Origin of the sequence: Sphingomonas aquatilis (genome assembly GCF_014196115.1) — a bacterium.
In the GTDB taxonomy this organism is placed as follows: Bacteria; Pseudomonadota; Alphaproteobacteria; order Sphingomonadales; family Sphingomonadaceae; genus Sphingomonas; species Sphingomonas aquatilis.
In genome coordinates this window covers 107,892-128,966 of sequence record NZ_JACIDB010000008.1, presented here as the reverse complement: position 1 = coordinate 128,966, position 21,075 = coordinate 107,892, and the positions used below count along the sequence as shown (strand labels likewise).

Sequence of the window (21,075 nt, the reverse complement as noted above, 5' to 3'; positions counted from 1 at the left end):
GCTGATGACCGACGAACGCATCGGCGCGGCGCTGCTGCCGGCGATCCGTGCGCTGCCGCCGGGCGCGGGCGTGGTGTTCCGCCATTACGGCCTGCCGCGAGGCGAGCGGCACCGGCTGTTCCTGACGGTGCGGCGGCTGGCGACGGCACGCCAGTTGCTGATCAGTGCGGCCGGCCGGATGCCGGGCGTCGGGTCGCATGGCGGCCGGCGGGCCTTCACCCATGCAGCGCATGATCGACGCGAGGCGATTCGCGGTATCCGCGCGGGGGCTGCGTGGCTGTTCGTGTCGCCGGTCTTTGCTACCCGGTCGCATCCGGGTGCGCGGGTGCTGGGCGTGCGGCGGGCGGTGGGTATCGGACGAGGGCTTGGCGCCGGCCGTGTGGCGCTTGGCGGGATGACGGGCGCGCGCTGGTTGGCGATCCGCCGCTATGGCTTCGACGGCTGGGCGGCGATCAATGGGCTGATGCCGGGCAGGCGCTAGGCGGAACTGTTGATCGTCATTGCGAGCGTAGCGAAGCAATCCAGAGCCGGATCATGACGCCCTGGATTGCTTCGCTACGCTCGCAATGACGGGGGTGTGGCGACTGCTTCGCACCATCAGCAGGAGATCCCGGCCTTCGCTGGGATGACGGTGATCAGGTCAGATCACGCCCGCCCCGCCGCCGCCGATCAGAAGCGGAAGGCGGTGCCCACATAGACCGACTGGCTGTCGCGCCGCGTATCGTCGAGGCGGGTCAGGCGGTCGCGATCCGAGCGGTAGCGCATGCCCGCGGTCAGATCGAGGTTACGGGTCAGCGAATAGGAGCTGCTGACGTCGACCGAATAGCTCGACGGTTCCTGCGTCAGCTTCGGCGTGGTGTCGAGCGGACGGTCGGAGACCGCCATCACGCGGCTGCTGGCGCGGCCGGCGCGATAGGTGAGCGCGACATCGGTCGACTCGCGGCTGCCGGGCACGGGGCCGAGATCGATATGGTTGATGCCACCCGAGACCGCAAAGCGCTTCCAGCCCACCGATGCGCCGAGGTTATAGGCGATCGGCTGGATGCCGACGGTCGGTGCCGGGGCGGTGGTGCGGGCGGCATCGGCGAGTGCGACGCGGTTCGACCGGACGCGAACGGCGACGGTCACCGCGCGCTTGTCCTGTCGCGCCTCTGCCGGGGTGAAGCGGAAGTCCATGCCGTCGAGGCCCCCGCGCGCGATCGCCGCAGCGAGTCGCGGGTCGGCCGCGGCCGGGGTGAAGGATCCGGTGAAGCGCGGCGTGGCAGACGTGATGCGACGGGCGGGCTGAGCGCGTTCGGCGGCGCCGAATGCGGGCGCGACGGCGACGCCGGCAGCGACCAGCGCTCCCGCCATCAGCACAGTCATCGCACGCCCACCGGCACGCTTCACAAACACAAGCAGTCCCCTCGACTCCCGCTGCAACGCGCCTAACACGATTCCGGCGCGCGCCAATATGGAAGTATTGCTGGCTCAGGCATCATTTTGTCCGACTGTTGCAATCGGCACACAGGTTTTGGCGGTCGATCGTCCCAATCCGGTCGAATCACGGCTCGCTTGCGGGTGATCGTGCGCATCTATAGAGCGAGAGCGCTTCTTTTTCTGCAGGACAGTCACGCCCATGATCCGCTCGTTGCGCACCGCCCTCATGGTCGCCGCCATCGCTCTGCCGCTCGCCGCTTGCGGCGGTCGCGGCAACAAGACCGTCGCGAGCGCCGATCTCGCCGCGTCGAAGATCACGACGATCGGCGTCAACTCCTACCTGTGGCGCGCGAGCCTCGACACGCTGTCGTTCATGCCGCTGCTCCAGACCGATTCCAACGGCGGCGTCATCGTCACCGACTGGTACGTCAACCCGCAGGTGCCGACCGAGCGGATGAAGGTGACCGTGTCGATCCTGGACCAGGACCTGCGGGCCGATGCACTTCGCGTCGCGGCGCTGCGCGAAGTGAACCGCGGCGGCCAGTGGGTGTCGGCGCCGGTACAGGCCGCGACGACGCAGAAGCTGGAAGACATCATCCTCACCCGCGCCCGCGACCTGCGCCGGGCGTCTATCGCGGGCTGATGCCTGCCTGCGGTGCCGGGCCCCCTTGCGGCCGGCACCGCGCTGATAACGGAAATTGCTGAATGACCACGCGTTTCAACGCGCTGACCGCGGACTCGGCCTGGCAGAAGGTCTGGGACGATCGCCAGACCTTTGCCGCCAAGGATAACAGCGGCAAGCCGCAAAGCTACGTCCTCGAGATGTTCCCCTATCCGTCGGGGCGCATCCACATGGGCCACGTCCGCAACTATACGATGGGCGACGTGCTGGCGCGCTTCCGCCGCATGCGTGGCTATGAAGTGCTCCACCCGATGGGCTGGGACGCGTTCGGCATGCCGGCCGAGAATGCCGCCATGGAAAAGGGCGTGCATCCGGGCACGTGGACCCTCGCCAATATCGAGACGATGAAGGCGCAGCTGAAGCGCCTGGGCTTCGCGCTCGACTGGAGCCGTGAGCTCGCCACCTGCGAGCCGGATTATTACGGCCACGAACAGGCGCTGTTCCTCGACATGCTCGAGAATGGCCTGGTCTATCGCAAGGAATCGGCGGTCAACTGGGATCCGGTCGACATGACCGTGCTCGCCAACGAGCAGGTGATCGACGGGCGCGGCTGGCGGTCGGGCGCGTTGGTCGAGAAGCGCAAGCTGAACCAGTGGTTCCTGAAGATCACGCAATTTGCCGACGAGCTGATCGAGGGGCTCGGCGAGCTCAAGCACTGGCCCGACAAGGTCAAGCTGATGCAGGAAAACTGGATCGGCAAGAGCCAGGGCCTGACCTTCGGGTTCCAGGTGTCGAATGGCGAGACGATCGAGGTGTTTTCGACGCGGCCCGACACGATCTTCGGCGCGAGCTTTGTCGCGGTGGCGGCGGATCATCCGATCGCACAGGCGCTTGCCGGCAACCCGGAGGTTGCCGCTTTCATCGCGCGCTGCAAACAGGGCGGCACGACCGCGGCCGAATTGGAAACGCAGGAAAAGCTGGGCTACGACACCGGCCTCACCGCCGCCCATCCGTTTGATTCCACACGGCAATTGCCCGTCTATATCGCGAACTTCGTGCTGATGGAGTACGGCACCGGCGCGGTGATGGGCGTGCCGGCGCACGACCAGCGCGACCTCGATTTCGCGCGCAAGTACGACCTGCCGGTGCAGCGCGTCGTCGCGGATGGCGACATGACCGATCCGGTCTTCGAGGGCGACGAGGCCTATACGGGTCCGGGCGCGCTGGTGAACTCGTCCTTCCTCGACGGGATGGACGTGGAGGCCGCCAAGCGCGCGGTCATCGCGAAGGCCGAAGAGGGCGGTTGGGGCCAGGGTTCGACCGTCTATCGCCTGCGCGACTGGGGCGTGAGCCGCCAGCGCTATTGGGGCACGCCGATCCCGGTGATCCATTGCGAAAGCTGCGGCGTCGTGCCGGTGCCGAAGGACCAGTTGCCCCTCGTGCTGCCCGACGACGTGTCGTTCGACGTGCCGGGCAATCCGCTCGATCGCCATCCGACGTGGAAGCATGTCAATTGCCCGTCGTGCGGCAAGCCGGCACTGCGCGAGACCGACACGCTCGATACGTTCGCCGATTCGTCCTGGTATTTCATCCGCTTCGCCAGCCAGCCCAAAGACAAGCCGTTCGATCGTGCGGTTGCCGAGAGCTGGCTGCCGGTCGGCCAATATATCGGCGGCGTGGAGCATGCGATTCTTCACCTGCTCTACGCGCGCTTCTGGACGCGGGCGCTCAAGCACATGGGGCTGCTCGATATCGCCGAGCCGTTCACCGGCCTGTTCACGCAGGGCATGGTGACGCACGAGACGTACAAATCCTCGGACGGCCGCTGGCTGTCGCCCGGCGATATTCGCGACGGTATCGAAACCGCGACCGGCCAGCCCATCACGGTCGGCCGCGTCGAGAAGATGTCGAAGTCGAAGAAGAACACGGTCGATCCCGAGCCGATCGTCGACCGCTACGGCGCCGACGCGACGCGCTGGTTCATGCTGTCCGACTCGCCCCCCGAACGCGACCTGCCATGGAGCGAATCGGGGATCGAGGGCGCATGGCGCTTCGTCCAGCGCTTGTGGCGGCTATTCGATGGCGAAACGCCCGAACCCGGTGACGGCGACGACGCCGCGCTCGATCGTAAGCTGCATCAGACGATCCTGGGCATCGAACAGGATATCGAGGCGCTGGCGTTCAACAAGGCGGTTGCGCGGCTGTACGAACTGGTCACCGCGATCGAGCGTGCTGCGCCCGGCGCCTCGCGCCGGAATGCAGTCTACACGCTGATGCTGCTCGTCGCGCCGATGGTGCCGCACATTGCCGAGGAAGCCTGGGCGGCGAAGGGTATGGACGGCCTGATCGCCGATGCGCCCTGGCCCGAGGTCGATGCGCGCCTGCTGGTCGAGGATGAGGTGACGATCGCGGTGCAGGTCAACGGCAAGCTGCGCGATACGCTGACGGTCCCGAAGGACATGGACCGCAACGCGTTGCAGGCCGTAGCACTGGCCAGCGACAAGATCGTCCGCAGCCTCGACGGCAAGGCCCCCAAAAAAGTGATCGTCGTTCCCGGCCGATTGGTGAATATCGTCGCATGATCCGTTTTCCCGCGCTTCGCCTGACGCTCCTCGTACCGCTCGCGCTGATGGCCAGCGCCTGCGGTCTCAAGCCGCTGTATGGCGGCGGTGCGGGCGGCGCGGTCGCGGGCACGCTCTCGCATGTCGAGGTCGCACCGATCGAGGGCAAGGCGGGCTGGCTGATGAGCAATGCGCTGCGCGACCGGCTGGCGGCGGATGGCAGCAATGCGCCGCGCTATCGCCTCGACGTGAAGCTCGACGACAAGATCGCCGGCTTCGGCGTACGGCGCGACGACAGCGTGACGCGCGAGCGGCGGACGCTGCGCGCGCGCTATCAGCTGGTCGACCTCAACGACGGCAGCGTCCTGGTCGATGCGACGGCAGGATCGGACGCTGGCATCGACGTCGTCCAATCCGAATATGCGACGATCGCGGCGGAAAATACGGCGCTGGAGCGCCTGTCGGGGATCGTCGCGGACCAGATCGTCTCGCGCCTCGCCGTCTACGCCAACGGCCGTCCCGCGGGGCGATGAAGGCTAACGCGCGCGATATTCGATCGGCGCTGGAACGCCCGTCGCCGGATATCCGCCTGTATCTGCTTCACGGTCCCGATGCCTCGGCGACGGCGGAGCTTGCCGGGTTGCTCGCCAAGGCGATGGGGCCGGAGGCGGAGCGTATCGATCTGGACGGCGCGACGCTGCGTTCCGATCCGGCGCGTTTATCCGATGAGGCCGCTTCCATGTCCTTGTTCGGCGGCGCGCGGCATATTCGCGTGTCCCCGGCGGGCGAGGAGTGCCTGGAGGCGTTCACCGCGCTGCTGGAGGCGGATCATGCCGGTAACCCCGTGGTGGCGCTGGCCCCAACGGTGAAATCGACCGCCAAGATCGTCAAGCTGGCGATCGATTCACGCCGGGCGATGGCGTATGGCGCCTATGAACCCACCGCGGCCGATCTGGAGCGCCTGGCAGCGGGCATGGCGCGCGATGCGGGCCTGCGCCCCGGCGGCACCGTGTCGGCGCGGCTGGCGGCAGCCTGCGGCGGCGACCGTGCGGTGCTGGCGCGCGAGATCGAGAAACTGGCGCTGTTCCTCGACGCGGCGCCTGACCGCCCGCACGACCTGGACGATACGGCGCTCGACGCGATCGGCGCGGACCTGGGCGAAGCGGAGACGAGCCGGGTAGTGGACGCCGTCGTCGGCGGGCAGACCGCGGTGCTGGGTGCGGAACTGGCCCGGTTGAGCGAGGCCGGCACCTCGCCCATTCCGTGGCTGCGCCAACTCGCGCGCAAGCTGATGACGCTGGCCGAGATGAAGGCGGAGATCGACGCCGGCGCTGGGCAAGACAGCGTCTTCAAACGCCACCGCGTGTTCTTTCGGGAGGAAGCCGCGACCGCGCAGGCGCTGCGGCGCTGGAATGCCGCGATGCTGGCGGCCGCGCTCGACCGGGTACGCCATGCCGAGCGGGCGGTGATGGCGAGCGGCAATGCGGGCGGCGTTCTCGCGGACCATGCGCTGACCGAGCTGACCCGTGGGGTCGAGCGGCGGGGGTAGCCCGCCGCGCTCACACCGTCACGCCTACGCAGGCCAAGGTTTTTCGCGACTCGTGGTGCGCGTTCCAGCCGGAGATCCCAGCCCGCGCTGGGATGACGATCAGATCGGTTTTATCGAAGCACCCGTCCGAACAGCGCCAGTGCCCAGCCGGTCGCCGCGACGAACAGCGCCGGATCGTAGCGCGGCCCCTCGTCGCGCAGGAACGCATGCTGCGCGTTCACCTCATGCCATTCGTAGGTCGCGCCCACCTCTTCGAGGCGCGTCCGGATCGCCTCACGCCCCGCATAAGGGACATGCGGGTCCTGCCGGCCCCAGACGAACAGTGTATCCGCCTTGAGGTCGGCCATGCGCGCGAGGCTGTCATCATTGCGCCCCTCGCCCAGCGTGCCGCTGTGGATATCGGTGGGATAGAAACACGCGGCGGCGCGGACGCGCGGATCGAGCGCGGCGCGATAGGCTAGGTGGCCGCCCAGGCACACGCCGATCGTTCCCAGCGCGCCGGTGCAGGCCGGATGCGCAACGAGCGCATCGAGCGCGATCCGGGCGTCGCTGTCATAGGCCGCGACGGGCTTGGCGATCTTCAGCGCATTGCCGCGATCAGTGCCCGGCGGATCGTAGCGGAGCACCGTGCCCGGCGCTTCGTATTCGTGATAGACCTCAGGCACCGCCACGACATAGCCGTGCCCCGCGAAGAACGCCGCAAGCCGACGGATCGGGTCGGTGACCTGATAGATTTCCGAAAACAGCAACAGCCCCGGATAACGCCCTTCCGCCACCGGACGGAACCAGTGCGTCCGCATCACCCCGCCATCCGGCGTCGGCAGATCGTCGTGTTCGTCCGAGCGGAGGATCATATCGTGTCGCCGGTCAGGCGCTGGCACACCATGTCGAGCTGATCGAGCGTGCCATAGGTCAGCGTCAGCGTGCCGCCCTTCTCACTATGTGCGATGCGGACGTTGAGGCCGAGCAGGTCCGAGAGCTGGCGCTCCAGTGCCGCGATATCGGCGTCAGGCGCCTGTGGGGCCGCGCCACCGCCGCGGCTGCCCCCTGCCCGCTCCGGCTTGGCGCCGCGGGCGAGCTTTTCGGTTTCGCGTACCGACAGGCCGCGCGCGACGACCTGCTCCGCCAGTATTTCGACATCGCGCGCACCGAGCAGCGCACGGGCGTGGCCCATCGACAGCGAACCATCGGTGACGCGCGCCTGCACATCCGCCGGAAGTTCCAGCAATCGCAACAGGTTAGCGACGTGGCTGCGCGATTTGTGGACGATCTTGGCCAGCGCTTCCTGCGTATGGCCATATTCGCCGGCAAGCCGCTGATACGCCTGCGCCTCTTCGATCGCGTTGAGGTCCTGGCGCTGGATATTCTCGATCAGCGCGATCTCGAGCGTCTGCGCATCGTCAAAGTCGCGGACGACGACGGGCACCTCATGCAGCCGGGCCCGCTGTGCCGCACGCCAGCGGCGTTCGCCAGCGACGATCTGATAATCGTGGCCGTGCGGACGGACGACGATCGGCTGGATCAGCCCACGCGCGGCGATCGAGGCGGCGAGTTCGTCGAGCAGCGCGTCATCGAAATGGCGACGCGGCTGATCGGGGTGCGGCGCCAAGGCGCTGACCGGCAGCATGCGTACGCCGCTCGGCGTATTGCTCTTGGCACCGGGCGTGACGGGTGCCTCGGTCGCCATCTCACCCAGCAACGCGCTGAGGCCCCGCCCCAGCCCGGCGGGACGGCTGCGCTTGCCACCATCGCTCATGCCGCCACCGCGGCTGTTTGCGGCATGCGTGCGATGAGCTCGCGCGCAAGATCGATATAGGCCTGCGATCCCGAACAGCGATGATCGTAGATCAGCGCGGGCAGACCGTGGCTCGGTGCCTCAGACAGGCGGACGTTGCGCGGGATCACCGTATCGAACACCACCTGCCCCAATACCGCGCGGACGTCGGCCGCGACCTGATCGGTCAGGCGGTTGCGACGGTCGTACATCGTGAGCGCGACGCCGAGGATGGCGAGGCCGGGATTGAAGCGTTCGCGAATCCGTTCGACCGTGGTCAGCAGCTGCGACAGCCCTTCCAGCGCAAAGAATTCGCATTGCAGCGGCACGAGCAATTTGTCTGCGGCGACCATGGCGTTGATGGTCAGCAGGCCCAGCGACGGGGGGCAATCGATCAACACGATGTCCCAGCGTCCCTTCACCTGCGCCAGCGCGCGATCGAGACGATGGGTGCGATGGTCGAATTCGACCAGTTCGATCTCGGCGCCCGACAGATCCTGCGTCGCCGGCACCAGATCGAGGCGCGGCACCGGCGTGCTGATGACGGCATCGGCGATCTCTGCCTCGCCGACGAGGACGTGATAGCTCGACCGCCCGCGCTTGGCTTGGCCGATGCCGAGACCCGTGGACGCGTTACCCTGCGGGTCGAGATCGATCAGCAGGACGCTCTTGCCCGTCGCCGACAACGCCGTGGCGAGGTTGATCGCGCTGGTGGTCTTGCCCACCCCACCCTTCTGATTGGCGACGGCGATACAGGTCATGAAGCGCGCCCCTTGTGACGATCGACGATGAGGATCGCCGAGTCCGGATCAGTAAGACTATGTTCCACGTGAAACACTCGATCGCGCTGGCGGCGGAGCGCGGTAAGCTGCTCCGGCTCGATCCGACCGCGAGGCAGGATCCAGCGCGTGTCTGGTTTGGCGCATGGCGCCGCCGCTTGCAAAAGCTTTTCGACCGATGCCACCGCGCGGGCGGAGATAATGTCGTACCGTCCCGAGACAGCTTCAACCTTGCTCGCCACCACATCGGCGTTGGCTATGCCGAGGTGGTCGACACATGCCTGCAAAAACATAGCCCGCTTCTTTCGCGGTTCCGCCATCGTCACCTTGCCGTCGAATAGCAGCGCGACGATCATGCCGGGAAAGCCGCCCCCGGTGCCGATATCCAGCCACGACCCCGCCGATTGTTCCACGTGAAACATCAACTGCGCGGAGTCGAGTGCATGGCGCACCCAGATCCTATCGATCGTCGATGGCGCGATCAGATTTTGCTGGTCGTTCTCAGCGACCACCATCCCGAGAAACGCGGCGATCCGCTCGACGCGCGCCGATCCGAACCGCGCCGTCATCAATGCGCGAGCGTCATCTTCGGTCATGCTGCCCGCCTTTGTGCGTAAAGATAGATGGCGGACAGCGCCGCCGGGGTAACGCCTTGCACCCGCGAGGCCGCGCCTAGAGAGCCCGGACGTGCTTTGCAGAGGCGATCGATCATCTCGTTCGACAGCCCAGGCACCGCGCCATAATCAAGGTCGGCCGGCAGCACCGCATGCTCGTCACGACGCATCCTCTCGACCTCCTCGGCCTGCCGCTCGAGGTAGGGAGCATAGCGCGCATCCTCGATGACTTCGTCGAGGACCCCGGCCGGGGCAATACCAACCACGTCAGGCGCGACCATATTGAGCGTGACGCCCGACATGCGCAGCCACTCATAGGCCGTCCGCCGGCTGCCATCCTGCGCGACCTTTGCGCCGCGCTGGGCAAGCTGTGATGCGGTGACCATGCCCGACAATCCTGCGCGGATCGCCGCCCGCTGCTCGTGCAGATCGCGCTGGTGTGCTCGCCGGGCGTCGCTCAGACATCCAAGCCGTTCGGCGATCGGGCCGAGCCGCGTCTCCGCATTGTCGGCGCGGAGCGACAGCCGATATTCGGCGCGCGCGGTCAGCATGCGATAGGGTTCGGTGACGCCCTGCAACACCAGGTCGTCGATCATCACACCCGTGTAGCTCGAAGCACGATCGAGAACGCAGGGCTCCAGATCGCACGCGGTCGCCGCCGCGTTGAGGCCGGCGACAAGGCCCTGCCCCGCCGCTTCCTCATAGCCCGTCGTGCCGTTGATCTGCCCCGCGCAATAGACGCCGGGGATCGCCGCCAGCGCAAGCGTCGTGTCCAGACTGCGCGGGTCGAGATAATCATATTCCACGGCATAGCCGGGCAGCGTGATCGCCGCGCGCTCGAGCCCCGCGATGCTACGGATCATCGCGGTCTGCACATCGACGGGCAAGGAGGTCGACAGGCCGTTCGGATAGACGGTGGCATCGTCCAATCCCTCGGGTTCGAGGAAGACCTGATGCCCGTCCCGGTCACCAAAGCGATGCACCTTGTCCTCGATCGACGGGCAATAGCGGGGCCCCTGCCCCGCGATCGCCCCTCCGAACAGCGGCGAGCGATCGAGCCCGCCGCGGATCGCATCATGCGTCGCCCCGTTGGTACGGGTAATCGCACAGGCGACCTGTGGCAGCAGACGCGCCGAGGTCATCGGCGACATGGTCCACGGATCGGTATCGGACGGCTGCTCGTCGAGCCGCGCCCAGTCGATCGTACGACCATCGATCCGTGGAGGCGTGCCGGTTTTCAGACGCGACAGCGGCAGGGCCAGCGCCCGCAATTGCTCCGCCAGCTTGCGCGCCGCGCGCTCGCCGATGCGTCCGCCCTCATGGCGTTCGTCACCCCGGAACATCCGGCCGCCAAGGAAGGTGCCGGTCGCCAGCACCACGGTCCGCCCTGCGATCCGTGCGCCATCGCCCAATACGACACCAGTCGCGCGCCCCCCGTCGATGACCAATGCGTCGACATCACCTTCGCCGATTGTCAGCGTCGGGAGGGCGGCGAGCATCGCCTGGATCGCCGCGGCATAGCGTCGCCGGTCCGCTTGGATGCGTGGTCCCTGTACCGCCGCACCCTTGCTGCGGTTGAGCATCCGGTAGTGGATCGCGGCTGCGTCGGCGGCACGGCCGATCAGGCCGTCGAATGCATCGACTTCACGAACGATATGCCCCTTGCCCAGGCCGCCGATCGCAGGGTTGCACGACATCGCTCCGATCAAGCGTCGGTCGTGGCTAAGCAGCAAGGTGTTTGCGCCGCGGCGCGCGGCGGCAGCGGCGGCTTCGGTGCCGGCATGGCCACCACCGACGACGATCACGTCATACATGCGATGCGCCTATGCCAGCGCGTTCTGAACGTCAAAACTGTTCCACGTGGAACATCACTTGCCGATGCAAAAGCGTCCGAACAGGGCGTCGAGCATTGTCTCCGTGGCATCGATGCCGAGGATCGTGGCCAGCGCCCGTCGTGCCAATCGCAGTTGCTCGGCGATGACGAGCGGGTCACCGTCCGGCTGTCGTATCGCGTCCAGAGCTTCTCTGCAGGCCACGCGTTCGCTTTCGCGAAACGCCAGCGCGTCGCTCCGGGGCACCATGGCCTCCCCCTCCGCAGCAATCAGGCGCCATACCGCCTCGACGCTGGCGCCATCATCCTGCGACACCGCCGCCCGCGTTCCCTCCGCTGCAACCCGGCCGGGCACGTCAGCCCGCGCGTGCAGCCATATCGCATCGTCGCGCGGTGGCGGGGTATCGCCCAGCCACAGCAGCACGTCCGCCGCAACCATTGCGTTCGCCGCGCGCGTGACGCCGATCTGCTCCACGGGATCATCGCTCTCGGTCAGCCCCGCCGTATCGGTGAGCACATAGACCAGACCGTCCCGCACCACGGTCGCCTCGATCCGATCCCGGGTCGTGCCGGCGATCGGCGAAACGATCGCAAGCTCACGCTGGCTGAGCAGGTTGATGAGCGTCGACTTGCCCGCATTGGGTGGGCCGGCAAGGACGACGCTGATCCCGTCCCGCAGCCGTTCGACGGGTGGGTTGGCGAGCACCGCCGCCAGCTCCGCCGCCAGCGCGCGCTGGCCTTCGACCACCGCAGCCATCGCCGCCGCGTTGTCGTCGACATCATCCTCATCGGCAAAGTCGAGTTGCGCTTCGACCATCGCCGACAGCATCGCCAGCCGATCGAGCCAGCCGCGCACGCGCTGGCTCACCACGCCTTCCGCCGCCGCGAGCGCGGCAACGCGCTGCCGCTCGGTGTCGGCGGACAACAGGTCGGCGAGACCCGCAGCCTCGGCCAGATCGATGCGCCCGTTCGCCAGCGCACGGCGTGTGAATTCGCCTCCGACCGCCGGGCGGAGGCCAGGCTGCTCCCCCAGCGCCCGCAGCACCGCCGCGATCACCGCACGGCCGCCATGGCAATGCAGTTCGATCAGATCTTCGCCTGTCGCTGTCGCCGGTCCGGGAAAGACCAGCACGAGCGCGCGATCGAGCAAAGCGCCCCCGGTGTCCCGCAACGCGCGCACCCGTGCCTCGCGGGGTGGCGGCAAAGTCCCTGCCATCGCGCTCACCGCCGCCATTGCGTCCGGACCACTCACCCGGATGACCCCGATACCGGCCGGCGCCGCGCCGCTCGACAGCGCGAAGATCGTCGTCATCAGCTGCCCGAGCCGCCGCCCGTCTTGGTCGCCGTCTCGAACATCTGGCGCCACATCGCAAAGCCCGCTTCGCCCATCGGCGCCCAGCTCTTCATCATATTTTCAAGCAATTCGGGGCGGACCTGACCGTTCATCGTTTCCAGCATCGCGGCGACATAGCGTTCGTGCAGCGGCGTCAGGTCGGGCAGGCCCATCGCGCGACGCGCCTCTTCCGGGGTCAGATCGATGTCCACCGTTACCTTCATCGCATGCATCCCGTTGCGGCCCTGTGGCGTTTGCCATAGCCCAGCCGGATCGGCTGCGCGAGAGGAGCACCCATGACTGCCACGTCCCGGACGATCACCATCGACACGCTAGACGGCAAAGGCCGTTTCGACACCTATGTCGCGGAACCTGCAAGCACGCCGCGTGCGGCAATCGTCGTCATTCAGGAAATCTTCGGCGTGAATGCCGGCATCCGCAGCAAATGCGATCGGCTGGCGGCGGACGGCTATTTGGCGCTCGCCCCCGACCTGTTCTGGCAGATCGCACCGGGCGTTGAATTGGACCCCGACGTTCCCGACCAGATGCAACGCGCGCTCGACCTGATGGGGCAGTTCGATCAGGACGCCGGCATCCGCGATATCGAAGCGACGATCCGCACCGCGCGGGGGATGCTGGCCGAAGGCGGCAAGGTCGGCGTCGTCGGCTATTGCCTCGGCGGGCGGCTGGCCTTCATGACGGCGGCCCGTACCGATGTAGACGCTAGCGTCGGCTATTATGGTGTCGGCATCGACGGACTGTTGGGCGAAGCGCATGCGATCGCGCACCCGGTGCTGCTGCACATTCCGCAGGAGGATCATTTCGTCGACAAGGATGCGCAGGCCCGCATGCACGCCGGGCTGGACGATCATGCGAAGGTGACGCTGTTCGACTACCCCGGTGAGGATCACGGCTTCGCAACCGAGTTTGGTCAGCGCCGTTCGGACGAGTCGGCAAACCTTGCCGATCAACGCACCGCCAGCTTCTTCGCGGCGCACCTCGGCTGACATGAAAAGGGGGGCTTCGCGGCCCCCCTTCCCTTATCCGAACAGCTTCATCAGCCCGACATTGGGGTCGACCACCCCTTCGTAGATCATCTTGCCCGCAACATAGACGATCACCGCCAGCCCAACGTAGGCGATCCAGCGATAGCGCTCGATATATTTGGCGATCAGGTTCGCCGCGATGCCCATCAGCGCGACGGACAGCAGCAGCCCGATGATCAGGATGCCGGGATGGTCGCGCGCCGCGCCGGCAACGGCGAGCACGTTGTCGAGGCTCATCGACACGTCGGCGACCGCGACCGCCCAGGCGGCGGCGGCGAAGCTCTTGGCAGGTTTCAGCCCAGCGGTCTCGTCGCCGTCGACCTCGGGTGAGCCGGCGTTGTGCTCGCCCCGCAGCTCGCGCCACATCTTCCATGCGACCCACAGCAGCAGAATGCCGCCCGCGAAGATCAGCCCGATCACGCCGAGCAGCCAGCTGACCGCCAGCGCGAAGATGATCCGCAGGACGAGCGCGGCGAGGATACCGATCAGGATGACCTTCTTGCGCTGATCGACCGGTAGGCCCGCGGCCAACGCGCCGACGACGATCGCATTGTCCCCCGCCAGCACGACGTCGATCATCAGCACCTGCACGAACGCCGACAGCGCCGCAGGGGTCGTGATGTTCGAAAAATCGTTGATGATATGCTGCCAGATCTCGGCCGGAGACCCCGGCCCGCTGGCGGCGGCCGCGCTCAGCATGGCGATGATGGACACGTCGTTACTCCCCGTTGATGCCGTGGTGCATACCGCAGCAACGCGCAAAAGCCATCGGCGACGCGTGGATGAGGATTGTGACGTTGTGTTGCTGGTGACGAAGCGCGGGCAACACGTCGTCACCCCGGGCTTGACCCGGGGTCCCGCTATGTCTGCCCGGGACGGTAGAAAAGCGAGCGGGACCCCGGCTCTACGGCCGGGGTGACGGATGGAAGTCGGCGGACGCGGGCGAAGCCCGCGTCGGACGGGTTGCGCCTGGGCGCACCCGCCGGCCGAGCCGGTGCGAGTCCTGCCGCAGCATGCGGCAGGCCGCACTCGGCTGCGGCTATTGGTTCATGCTGTCGAAGAAGTCTTCGTTGGTCTTCGAATTCTTCATCTTGTCGAGCAGGAATTCCATCGCGTCGATCGTGCCCATCTGCATCAGGATGCGGCGGAGCACCCACTGCTTGCTGAGCTTGTCCTTGTCGACCAGCAGCTCTTCCTTGCGCGTGCCCGACTTGCCGACGTCCAGCGCCGGGAAGACGCGCTTGTCGGCGACCTTGCGGTCGAGGACGATTTCGGAGTTACCCGTGCCCTTGAACTCTTCGAAGATGACTTCGTCCATGCGGCTGCCGGTATCGATCAGCGCGGTGGCGATGATCGAGAGCGAGCCGCCCTCTTCGATGTTACGCGCCGCGCCGAAGAAGCGCTTGGGGCGCTGCAACGCATTGGCGTCGACACCGCCGGTCAGCACCTTGCCCGACGACGGGACCACGGTGTTGTACGCGCGGCCGAGGCGCGTGATCGAGTCAAGCAGGATCACGACGTCCTTCTTGTGCTCGACGAGGCGCTTGGCCTTTTCGATCACCATTTCGGCGACCTGGACGTGGCGCTGCGCGGGTTCGTCGAAGGTCGAGGATACCACCTCGCCCTTCACGCTGCGCTGCATGTCGGTGACTTCCTCGGGCCGCTCGTCGATCAGCAGCACGAGCAGGAACACCTCGGGATGGTTGTCGGTGATCGCCTTGGCGATGTTCTGCAGCATCACCGTCTTGCCGACGCGCGGCGGCGCGACGATCAGCGTGCGCTGGCCCTTGCCCTGCGGCGAGACGATGTCGATGACGCGCGCCGACTTGTCCTTCTGCGTCGGATCGGCGGGATCGAGCGTCAGCTTCGATTCCGGGTAGAGCGGCGTCAGGTTGTCGAAATTGACGCGGTGGCGGACGGCTTCGGGATCGTCGAAGTTCACCGAGGTGAGCTTGGTCAGCGCGAAATAGCGTTCGCCATCCTTGGGCGCACGGATCTCGCCTTCGACGGTATCGCCCGTACGCAGGCCGTGCTTGCGCACCTGATTGGGCGAAACGTAGATATCGTCCGGGCCGGCAAGATAGTTCGCTTCCGGCGAGCGCAGGAAGCCGAAACCGTCCTGCAGAACCTCGATCGTGCCGAGGCCCATGATCTGGTCGCCATTCTCCGCCTGCACCTTCAGGATCGCGAACAGCAGATCCTGCTTGCGCAGCGTCGAGGCGCCCTCGACCCCCAATTCCTCGGCCATGCTGACCAGGTCGGCGGGGGTCTTCTTCTTCAAGTCTTTAAGATGCATGGAATAATCCGAATGCGTAGGCAGTGGGGAGAGGCTTCAGATCGGCGAAGGAACCGCAGCGACGAACAGCCGGAGGAGGAACGCGGAGCCACCGGGCGGCGGCTCTACGCGTCGGCAGGAGGTAAGAGGGCCCAAGGCCCCCGTCAAGCGCAGAACAGCGTCAGGCTCAGAACGGCTTTACGAACACCAGCACGACGATCACCGTCGCCAGCAGCGCCGGCACCTCGTTGATCATGCGCAACGTGCGACCATCGAGCCGCATCTCGCCCCGCGCCAGCCTTTTGGCATAGCCGACCGCCCAGCCGTGATAGCCCGACAGCAGCAGCACGAGGGCGAATTTGGCGTGCAGCCACCCCTCGCCCCAATGCTGGCCCACGGTGGCGAGCGTCAGGCCGAGCACCCATACCACGATCATCGCCGGGGTCAGGATGATGCTGCGGATCTTGCCCTCGCGCTCCACCCAAAGCGCCGCCTCGTCGCTGCGCCCCGCCGCCAGCGCCTCCTGATGATAGACGAGGTAACGCGGCAGCATGAACAGGCCCGCCATCCAGAAGATGACGAAGATCACGTGCGCCGCGACGATCCACAGATAGGCGCCTGCCAGGGCTTCCATTATGCGTTCCTAACCCGTTGGATCAGATGTTCGACATGCGCGATCGGGGTGAACTGGCCGATGCCATGGCCGAGGTTGAAGACGTGCGGCCGGTGACGGAAGGCGGAGAGCACCCGATCGATGCCCGCGTCCAAGGCCGCACCGCCGGCGAGCAACGCCAATGGGTCGAGATTGCCCTGCACCGGCAACCCCTGCGGCAGCACCGCGTCCGCCCAGGCCGGATCGACCGTCTCATCCAATCCGATCGCGTCGACGCCGGTGTCTCGGGCATAGGCGGGGAGCTTGCCCCCTGCCCCCTTGGGAAAGCCGATGATGACCGCGTTCGGACACCGCGCCCGCAGCCCGGCGACGATCGCCGCATTGGGGGCGATCACCCAGCGTTCGAACTGGTCGGGCGACAGCGATCCTGCCCAGCTATCGAACAGTTGCACCGCTTCGACGCCGCTTTCGATCTGGCGTGCGAGATAGTCGATCGTCATGGCGACGATCGCATCGATGATCGCGCCGAACGCAGCCGGGTCGGCATAAGCGAAACCGCGCGTCTCGCCTTGGTCCTTTGACCCCTGCCCCGCCACCATATAGGTCGCGACCGTCCAGGGACTGCCGGCAAAGCCCAGAAAGGCGGTCTCAGGCGGCAAGGCAGCGGCCACCCGCTCACAGGTGGCATAGACCGACTCGAGGCGCTGAGGCACCCGTTCCAGCGCCCCCAGCGCATGATCGACCAACGGCGGGGTCAGTCGCGGTCCCTCACCCGGGCCGAACGTCAGCTCCTGCCCCAGCGCCCAGGGCACCATCAGGATATCGGAGAACAGGATCGCGCCGTCGAAGCCGAAGCGGCGGATCGGTTGCAGCGTCACCTCGGCTGCCGCGATCGGATCGGTGGCGAGCGCCAGGAAGCCGCCCTTCTCCGCCCGCAGCGCGCGATACTCGGGCAGATAGCGCCCGGCCTGACGCATGAGCCACATCGGCGGCACGGCCGGCTTCGCACCCTTCAGCGTGGCGAGCAGCGGCTTGTTCACAGGATCGGTCAGCGTCCTTCTTCCTATAATAAGATTCTTAGAAAGGATGATGAAGTGATTGGCACGTGGAATACGGGATAAGCGGTTTCATGCCCTAATCACCCACAGGTTGACGGGCAAGGACGCGCGGAATCGTGTCGATTCGGTTCGCCATGTCCCCGTTTTCCACGATCTGTGGATAAAAACGTGCCATGTTGGCGAACATGTGGATGAAATGCGGGTTGTCCACGGCGTGAGGGTCGCTTGGCGGACCTGCCGACTTGTCCTATCGATCATCCCCATGTTGTCCACAGGTCTGCCCGGGAGGTCGCGATGATGCGCCTCCACCTCCACCTTCTATCGGACTCGACCGGTGAGACGCTGGAGAACATCGCGAAGGCCGCGCTCGCGCAATATGACGACGTCGAGACCGTGCGCCATTTCTGGCCGATGGTGCGCACCGAGGCGCATCTGGAGCGCATTCTGCAGGAGATCGCGCAGAACCCCGGGCTGGTGATCTTCACGCTGGTCAACGCCGCGACCCGCCGCATCCTGGAGCAGCGGTGTCTGGCGCTGGGGTTGCCGGCGGTGGCGCCGCTCGATCCGGTCAACGATGCGCTGTCGGGCTTGCTCGGCCAGCAGGCGAAGGCGCGGCCGGGGCGCCAGCATGCGCTCGATGCCGCCTATTTCGCCCGCGTCGATGCGATCCAATGGACGATCGCGCATGACGACGGTATCGCGCACGAGGATTGGGAAGAGGCGGATATCGTCCTCGCAGGCGTGTCGCGATCGTCGAAGACGCCGACCTCCATCTATCTCGCCAACCGGGGGTGGAAGACGGCGAACATCCCGATCGTCGTCGAAAGTCCGCCGCCGCGGATGCTGTTCGACCTGAAGCGTCCGCTCGTCGTCGGACTGACGACCAGCGCCGACCGGCTGATCCAGATCCGGCGCAACCGCCTGCTGTCGCTCAACCAGATGCCCGACACGGCCTATGTCGAGGAGGAAGCGGTGACGCGCGAGATCGCCTTTGCGCGGCGCATGTTCGCCGACAACGGCTGGCCAGTGATCGACGTGACGCGCCGCTCGATCGAGGAGACGGCCGCGGCGATCATCGCGCTGGCGAATGAGCGGAAGGGGTGATGCGTCTGCTGCCGTTCCCCCACAGCCGTCATCCCCGCGCAGGCGGGGATCCAGACGCGCTACCGTTGCGGCTCTATCACCAGCGTCAGTGGTTCTGGATTCCCGCCTTCGCGGGAATGACGGAGATTTGAGATGACCCCCCTCCTCCTCGCCTCGCAAAGCGCGTCGCGCCGAGCGATGCTTACCGCCGCGGGCGTGCCGTTCGACGCGACCGCCGCGGGCGTCGACGAGGATGCCGCCAAGGCGTCGCTCGCCGGTCGATCCCCGCGCGACCTTGCCGATGCGCTTGCCGAATTGAAGGCGGTGAAGGTCAGCCTGCGCCATCCCGACCGGCTGGTGCTGGGCAGCGACAGCGTCGTCGCGCTCGCCGATGGTCGCCTGCTCGACAAGCCCGAGAGTCGTGAACAGGCGGCCGAGCATCTCGCCGCCATGTCGGGCACGCGCCATGAATTGTGGAGCGCCGCAGTGATCGCCGAAGCCGAACGCCCGGTCTGGCGCCATGTCGAGGCGGCGCGGATGCATGTCCGCCCCCTCTCCCCCGCCTTCATCCAGGCGTATCTCGACCAGGAATGGCCGGCGATCAGCGGCTGCGTCGGTTGCTATCGAATCGAAGGGCCCGGCGCGCAGCTGTTCAGCCGCATCGAGGGCAGCCAGTTCACCGTGCTGGGGCTGCCGCTGCTCAACGTGCTCGATTATCTGCGCGTTCGCGGGATGCTGCTCGCATGAACGGGGATCGCGCGCTGGCCATCATCGTTGCGGTGATCGCCGGCCTCGGCCTGCCGTTCGCGGCGATGGCGATCCTGTTTTCGCCGATGCTCTATGATTCACCGAATGCGGGCGGCTGGCCACTGACCGTGCTGTTCGTCGGCCTGATGTCTGCCTTGCCCTGCCTGATCGGCGCGCTGGTCCTCGGCATCGTCGCGGCGCTGGCGCAATTCGCAGCGAAACGTCGCCCGTTGCTGCTCGCCGCCATCCTCGCGCTTGCCGCGCCGGTCGTGCTGATCGGTGTGGGCGCGCTCACCATCGACCTCGTCTGCGACGGTCGCTTCGAATGCCGGAATTCTTCATGACCCCTTATGCAGACGTGATCGGCGATCCGATCGCCCAGTCGAAATCGCCGATCATCCATCGCTTCTGGCTCGATCAGCTGGGCCTCGATGCCGACTATCGCAAGACGCTGGTGACCACCGACGACCTGCCGCGCTTCTTCGCCGAGCGGCGCGAGGATCCCGCCTGGCGTGGCTGCAACATCACGATGCCGCACAAGCTTGCCGCGCTCGACCATGTCGAGGACCGCGGGGATGTGCGCAGCGGCATCGGCGCGATCAACACCGTCTTCCGCGCGGAGGACGGCGCGCTGGTCGGGACCAACACCGATGCGGGCGGCTTCTATGCGCCGATCGCCGGGTTCGATTTCGCCGATCGGCCGGTCACAGTGATCGGGGCCGGCGGCGCGGCGCGCGCGGTGCTGTTCGCGCTCGCCCGGATGAACGTGGGGCCGGTGACGCTGCTCAACCGCAACGTGTTGAAGGCGGGGGTGTTGCTGTCGTCCTTCGGCCTCAAGGGGCAGGCGCTGCCGCTGACCGCACCGGTGCCGCCCGACACGGCGCTGCTGGTCAACGCCAGCACGCTCGGCATGACCGGCCAGCCTTCCCTTCCCGTCGATCTGCCTGACCTCGACGACGATAGCGTCGTCTACGACATCGTCTATTCGCCGCTCGAAACGCCGCTGCTCGCGGCGGCGCGCGCGCGGGGACTGGAGACGGTCGATGGACTCGAAATGCTGATCGGTCAGGCGGCGCTGGCGTTCGAACTGTTCTTCGGCGTCGCACCCCCACGCGACCGCGACGAGGAGCTTCGCGAGGCGCTGCTGGCGTGACCGCTCCGTCTATCGCGCGCCCGCTGATCCTCGGCCTCACGGGCTCGATCGGTATGGGCAAGTCGACGGTTGCCACGATGTTTGCCGATGACGATGTGCCGGTGTTCGACGCCGACGCGACGGTGCATCGCCTGCAAGGCCCCGGCGGCCGCGTCGTCGCAGCGATCGAGGCAGCGTTTCCAGGCACCACGTCGAATAGGGGTGTGGATCGGGCGAAACTGTCGGCGGCCGTCCTTGGCGATGACGATGCGATGCGCCGGCTGGAGGGGATCGTTCACCCGGCCGTAGCCGAGGAGCGTGCGGCTTTCCTCGCCGCCAACGCCGATGCGCCGTTCGTCGTCTTCGACATTCCCCTGCTCTTCGAAACCGGTGGCGACGCGCATGTCGATCGGATCGCGGTCGTCTCGGCAGCCCCGGAGGTGCAGCGCGCGCGCACGCTCGCCCGCCCCGGCATGACGCCCGCGAAATTCGACGCCATCCTCGCGCGCCAGATGCCCGATGCGGAGAAACGCACGCGTGCCGACGTCGTCATCGCCACCGATGTCGCGATCGATCAGACGCGAGAGGCTGTCCGCCGCGTGATCGCTTGCATGAGGGTCGAAGCAGGCGGATAAGAGG

At 66.8% G+C, this 21,075-nt stretch carries 23 protein-coding genes; 11 read left to right on the top strand and 12 right to left on the bottom strand.

What is annotated here, in order from left to right:
• Positions 1-4: 4 nt before the first annotated feature.
• Positions 5-481 carry a thiamine phosphate synthase gene (locus GGR47_RS15370; RefSeq protein WP_221204826.1) on the top strand — a complete coding sequence of 159 codons (477 nt, stop codon included), beginning with the start codon at positions 5-7 and terminating at the stop codon, positions 479-481.
• A gap of 188 nt (positions 482-669) precedes the next feature.
• On the opposite strand, the gene GGR47_RS15365 is transcribed toward GGR47_RS15370, so the two are convergent.
• Positions 670-1,365, bottom strand: a complete 696-nt coding sequence (locus GGR47_RS15365) for a hypothetical protein (protein ID WP_286165002.1) — start codon at positions 1,363-1,365, stop codon at positions 670-672.
• 253 nt (positions 1,366-1,618) lie between these two features.
• Between GGR47_RS15365 and GGR47_RS15360 the strand changes: the two genes are divergently transcribed.
• From GGR47_RS15360 to holA, 4 genes are all read left to right on the top strand, one after another.
• A complete protein-coding gene (locus GGR47_RS15360) occupies positions 1,619-2,062 on the top strand; it encodes a DUF3576 domain-containing protein (protein WP_017980501.1) in 444 nt (147 codons plus the stop codon).
• 62 nt (positions 2,063-2,124) lie between these two features.
• A complete protein-coding gene (gene leuS, locus GGR47_RS15355) occupies positions 2,125-4,623 on the top strand; it encodes a leucine--tRNA ligase (RefSeq protein WP_147036241.1) in 2,499 nt (832 codons plus the stop codon).
• On the top strand, positions 4,620-5,135 hold the full coding sequence (gene lptE / locus GGR47_RS15350; protein ID WP_063687028.1) for an LPS assembly lipoprotein LptE: 516 nt from the start codon (positions 4,620-4,622) through the stop codon (positions 5,133-5,135). Before leuS ends, lptE begins: the two co-directional genes overlap by 4 nt.
• Positions 5,132-6,151 carry a DNA polymerase III subunit delta gene (gene holA, locus GGR47_RS15345; RefSeq protein WP_147036240.1) on the top strand — a complete coding sequence of 340 codons (1,020 nt, stop codon included), beginning with the start codon at positions 5,132-5,134 and terminating at the stop codon, positions 6,149-6,151. Before lptE ends, holA begins: the two co-directional genes overlap by 4 nt.
• 110 nt (positions 6,152-6,261) lie before the next feature.
• Here holA and GGR47_RS15340 read toward each other — a convergent pair whose 3' ends face one another.
• The 7 genes from GGR47_RS15340 to GGR47_RS15310 are packed head-to-tail and all read right to left on the bottom strand — an operon-like array spanning position 6,262 to position 12,706.
• Positions 6,262-7,005, bottom strand: coding sequence for a dienelactone hydrolase family protein (locus GGR47_RS15340; RefSeq protein WP_147036239.1), 744 nt, complete (start codon positions 7,003-7,005; stop codon positions 6,262-6,264).
• Entirely contained in the window at positions 7,002-7,907 is a 906-nt protein-coding gene (locus tag GGR47_RS15335; protein ID WP_147036238.1) for a ParB/RepB/Spo0J family partition protein, read from the bottom strand. The genes GGR47_RS15340 and GGR47_RS15335 overlap by 4 nt, the downstream gene beginning before the upstream one ends.
• On the bottom strand, positions 7,904-8,686 hold the full coding sequence (locus GGR47_RS15330; protein ID WP_147036237.1) for a ParA family protein: 783 nt from the start codon (positions 8,684-8,686) through the stop codon (positions 7,904-7,906). The genes GGR47_RS15335 and GGR47_RS15330 overlap by 4 nt, the downstream gene beginning before the upstream one ends.
• Entirely contained in the window at positions 8,683-9,300 is a 618-nt protein-coding gene (rsmG, locus tag GGR47_RS15325) for a 16S rRNA (guanine(527)-N(7))-methyltransferase RsmG (protein ID WP_147036236.1), read from the bottom strand. Before rsmG ends, GGR47_RS15330 begins: the two co-directional genes overlap by 4 nt.
• A complete protein-coding gene (gene mnmG, locus GGR47_RS15320) occupies positions 9,297-11,132 on the bottom strand; it encodes a tRNA uridine-5-carboxymethylaminomethyl(34) synthesis enzyme MnmG (RefSeq protein ID WP_147036235.1) in 1,836 nt (611 codons plus the stop codon). Before mnmG ends, rsmG begins: the two co-directional genes overlap by 4 nt.
• A 54-nt stretch (positions 11,133-11,186) precedes the next feature.
• Entirely contained in the window at positions 11,187-12,461 is a 1,275-nt protein-coding gene (gene mnmE / locus GGR47_RS15315; protein WP_147036234.1) for a tRNA uridine-5-carboxymethylaminomethyl(34) synthesis GTPase MnmE, read from the bottom strand.
• Positions 12,461-12,706 (bottom strand): DUF6489 family protein, encoded by a 246-nt coding sequence (locus GGR47_RS15310; RefSeq protein ID WP_183949584.1) that lies wholly within the window; start codon positions 12,704-12,706, stop codon positions 12,461-12,463. The genes mnmE and GGR47_RS15310 overlap by 1 nt, the downstream gene beginning before the upstream one ends.
• Positions 12,707-12,778: 72 nt before the next feature.
• Between GGR47_RS15310 and GGR47_RS15305 the strand changes: the two genes are divergently transcribed.
• Positions 12,779-13,489 carry a dienelactone hydrolase family protein gene (locus GGR47_RS15305; RefSeq protein WP_063687040.1) on the top strand — a complete coding sequence of 237 codons (711 nt, stop codon included), beginning with the start codon at positions 12,779-12,781 and terminating at the stop codon, positions 13,487-13,489.
• A 33-nt stretch (positions 13,490-13,522) separates the two neighbouring features.
• On the opposite strand, the gene GGR47_RS15300 is transcribed toward GGR47_RS15305, so the two are convergent.
• The 4 genes from GGR47_RS15300 to hemE all read right to left on the bottom strand — a co-directional run bounded on the left by GGR47_RS15300 (position 13,523) and on the right by hemE (position 17,402).
• On the bottom strand, positions 13,523-14,227 hold the full coding sequence (locus GGR47_RS15300; RefSeq protein ID WP_029720500.1) for a TerC family protein: 705 nt from the start codon (positions 14,225-14,227) through the stop codon (positions 13,523-13,525).
• Positions 14,228-14,567: 340 nt separating this feature from the next.
• The gene (gene rho, locus GGR47_RS15295; RefSeq protein ID WP_024310316.1) at positions 14,568-15,824 is read right to left on the bottom strand and encodes a transcription termination factor Rho; all 1,257 of its coding nucleotides are present in this window, start codon (positions 15,822-15,824) and stop codon (positions 14,568-14,570) included.
• 166 nt (positions 15,825-15,990) lie between these two features.
• On the bottom strand, positions 15,991-16,437 hold the full coding sequence (locus GGR47_RS15290; RefSeq protein ID WP_147036888.1) for a CopD family protein: 447 nt from the start codon (positions 16,435-16,437) through the stop codon (positions 15,991-15,993).
• Complete coding sequence (hemE, locus tag GGR47_RS15285; protein WP_244305196.1) at positions 16,437-17,402, bottom strand: uroporphyrinogen decarboxylase; 966 nt, start codon at positions 17,400-17,402, stop codon at positions 16,437-16,439. The genes GGR47_RS15290 and hemE overlap by 1 nt, the downstream gene beginning before the upstream one ends.
• A gap of 366 nt (positions 17,403-17,768) precedes the next feature.
• Between hemE and GGR47_RS15280 the strand changes: the two genes are divergently transcribed.
• The 5 genes from GGR47_RS15280 to coaE all read left to right on the top strand — a co-directional run bounded on the left by GGR47_RS15280 (position 17,769) and on the right by coaE (position 21,071).
• Positions 17,769-18,578 (top strand): pyruvate, water dikinase regulatory protein, encoded by an 810-nt coding sequence (locus GGR47_RS15280; RefSeq protein ID WP_017980517.1) that lies wholly within the window; start codon positions 17,769-17,771, stop codon positions 18,576-18,578.
• 132 nt (positions 18,579-18,710) lie between these two features.
• The gene (locus GGR47_RS15275; RefSeq protein ID WP_147036890.1) at positions 18,711-19,304 is read left to right on the top strand and encodes a Maf family protein; all 594 of its coding nucleotides are present in this window, start codon (positions 18,711-18,713) and stop codon (positions 19,302-19,304) included.
• Positions 19,301-19,648 carry a hypothetical protein gene (locus tag GGR47_RS15270; RefSeq protein ID WP_147036891.1) on the top strand — a complete coding sequence of 116 codons (348 nt, stop codon included), beginning with the start codon at positions 19,301-19,303 and terminating at the stop codon, positions 19,646-19,648. The genes GGR47_RS15275 and GGR47_RS15270 overlap by 4 nt, the downstream gene beginning before the upstream one ends.
• Complete coding sequence (gene aroE, locus GGR47_RS15265; protein ID WP_147036892.1) at positions 19,645-20,457, top strand: shikimate dehydrogenase; 813 nt, start codon at positions 19,645-19,647, stop codon at positions 20,455-20,457. The genes GGR47_RS15270 and aroE overlap by 4 nt, the downstream gene beginning before the upstream one ends.
• Positions 20,458-20,468: 11 nt before the next feature.
• Entirely contained in the window at positions 20,469-21,071 is a 603-nt protein-coding gene (gene coaE, locus GGR47_RS15260) for a dephospho-CoA kinase (RefSeq protein WP_147036896.1), read from the top strand.
• Positions 21,072-21,075: the final 4 nt, after the last annotated feature.

Coding starts and splice junctions, on each gene's coding strand:
- GGR47_RS15370 (WP_221204826.1), top strand. CDS start 5: ATGACCGACGAACGCATCGGCGCGGCGCTGCTGCCGGCGATCCGTGCG.
- GGR47_RS15365 (WP_286165002.1), bottom strand. CDS start 1,365: ATGACTGTGCTGATGGCGGGAGCGCTGGTCGCTGCCGGCGTCGCCGTC.
- GGR47_RS15360 (WP_017980501.1), top strand. CDS start 1,619: ATGATCCGCTCGTTGCGCACCGCCCTCATGGTCGCCGCCATCGCTCTG.
- leuS (WP_147036241.1), top strand. CDS start 2,125: ATGACCACGCGTTTCAACGCGCTGACCGCGGACTCGGCCTGGCAGAAG.
- lptE (WP_063687028.1), top strand. CDS start 4,620: ATGATCCGTTTTCCCGCGCTTCGCCTGACGCTCCTCGTACCGCTCGCG.
- holA (WP_147036240.1), top strand. CDS start 5,132: ATGAAGGCTAACGCGCGCGATATTCGATCGGCGCTGGAACGCCCGTCG.
- GGR47_RS15340 (WP_147036239.1), bottom strand. CDS start 7,005: ATGATCCTCCGCTCGGACGAACACGACGATCTGCCGACGCCGGATGGC.
- GGR47_RS15335 (WP_147036238.1), bottom strand. CDS start 7,907: ATGAGCGATGGTGGCAAGCGCAGCCGTCCCGCCGGGCTGGGGCGGGGC.
- GGR47_RS15330 (WP_147036237.1), bottom strand. CDS start 8,686: ATGACCTGTATCGCCGTCGCCAATCAGAAGGGTGGGGTGGGCAAGACC.
- rsmG (WP_147036236.1), bottom strand. CDS start 9,300: ATGACCGAAGATGACGCTCGCGCATTGATGACGGCGCGGTTCGGATCG.
- mnmG (WP_147036235.1), bottom strand. CDS start 11,132: ATGTATGACGTGATCGTCGTCGGTGGTGGCCATGCCGGCACCGAAGCC.
- mnmE (WP_147036234.1), bottom strand. CDS start 12,461: ATGACGACGATCTTCGCGCTGTCGAGCGGCGCGGCGCCGGCCGGTATC.
- GGR47_RS15310 (WP_183949584.1), bottom strand. CDS start 12,706: ATGAAGGTAACGGTGGACATCGATCTGACCCCGGAAGAGGCGCGTCGC.
- GGR47_RS15305 (WP_063687040.1), top strand. CDS start 12,779: ATGACTGCCACGTCCCGGACGATCACCATCGACACGCTAGACGGCAAA.
- GGR47_RS15300 (WP_029720500.1), bottom strand. CDS start 14,227: ATGCTGAGCGCGGCCGCCGCCAGCGGGCCGGGGTCTCCGGCCGAGATC.
- rho (WP_024310316.1), bottom strand. CDS start 15,824: ATGCATCTTAAAGACTTGAAGAAGAAGACCCCCGCCGACCTGGTCAGC.
- GGR47_RS15290 (WP_147036888.1), bottom strand. CDS start 16,437: ATGGAAGCCCTGGCAGGCGCCTATCTGTGGATCGTCGCGGCGCACGTG.
- hemE (WP_244305196.1), bottom strand. CDS start 17,402: ATGTGGCTCATGCGTCAGGCCGGGCGCTATCTGCCCGAGTATCGCGCG.
- GGR47_RS15280 (WP_017980517.1), top strand. CDS start 17,769: ATGATGCGCCTCCACCTCCACCTTCTATCGGACTCGACCGGTGAGACG.
- GGR47_RS15275 (WP_147036890.1), top strand. CDS start 18,711: ATGACCCCCCTCCTCCTCGCCTCGCAAAGCGCGTCGCGCCGAGCGATG.
- GGR47_RS15270 (WP_147036891.1), top strand. CDS start 19,301: ATGAACGGGGATCGCGCGCTGGCCATCATCGTTGCGGTGATCGCCGGC.
- aroE (WP_147036892.1), top strand. CDS start 19,645: ATGACCCCTTATGCAGACGTGATCGGCGATCCGATCGCCCAGTCGAAA.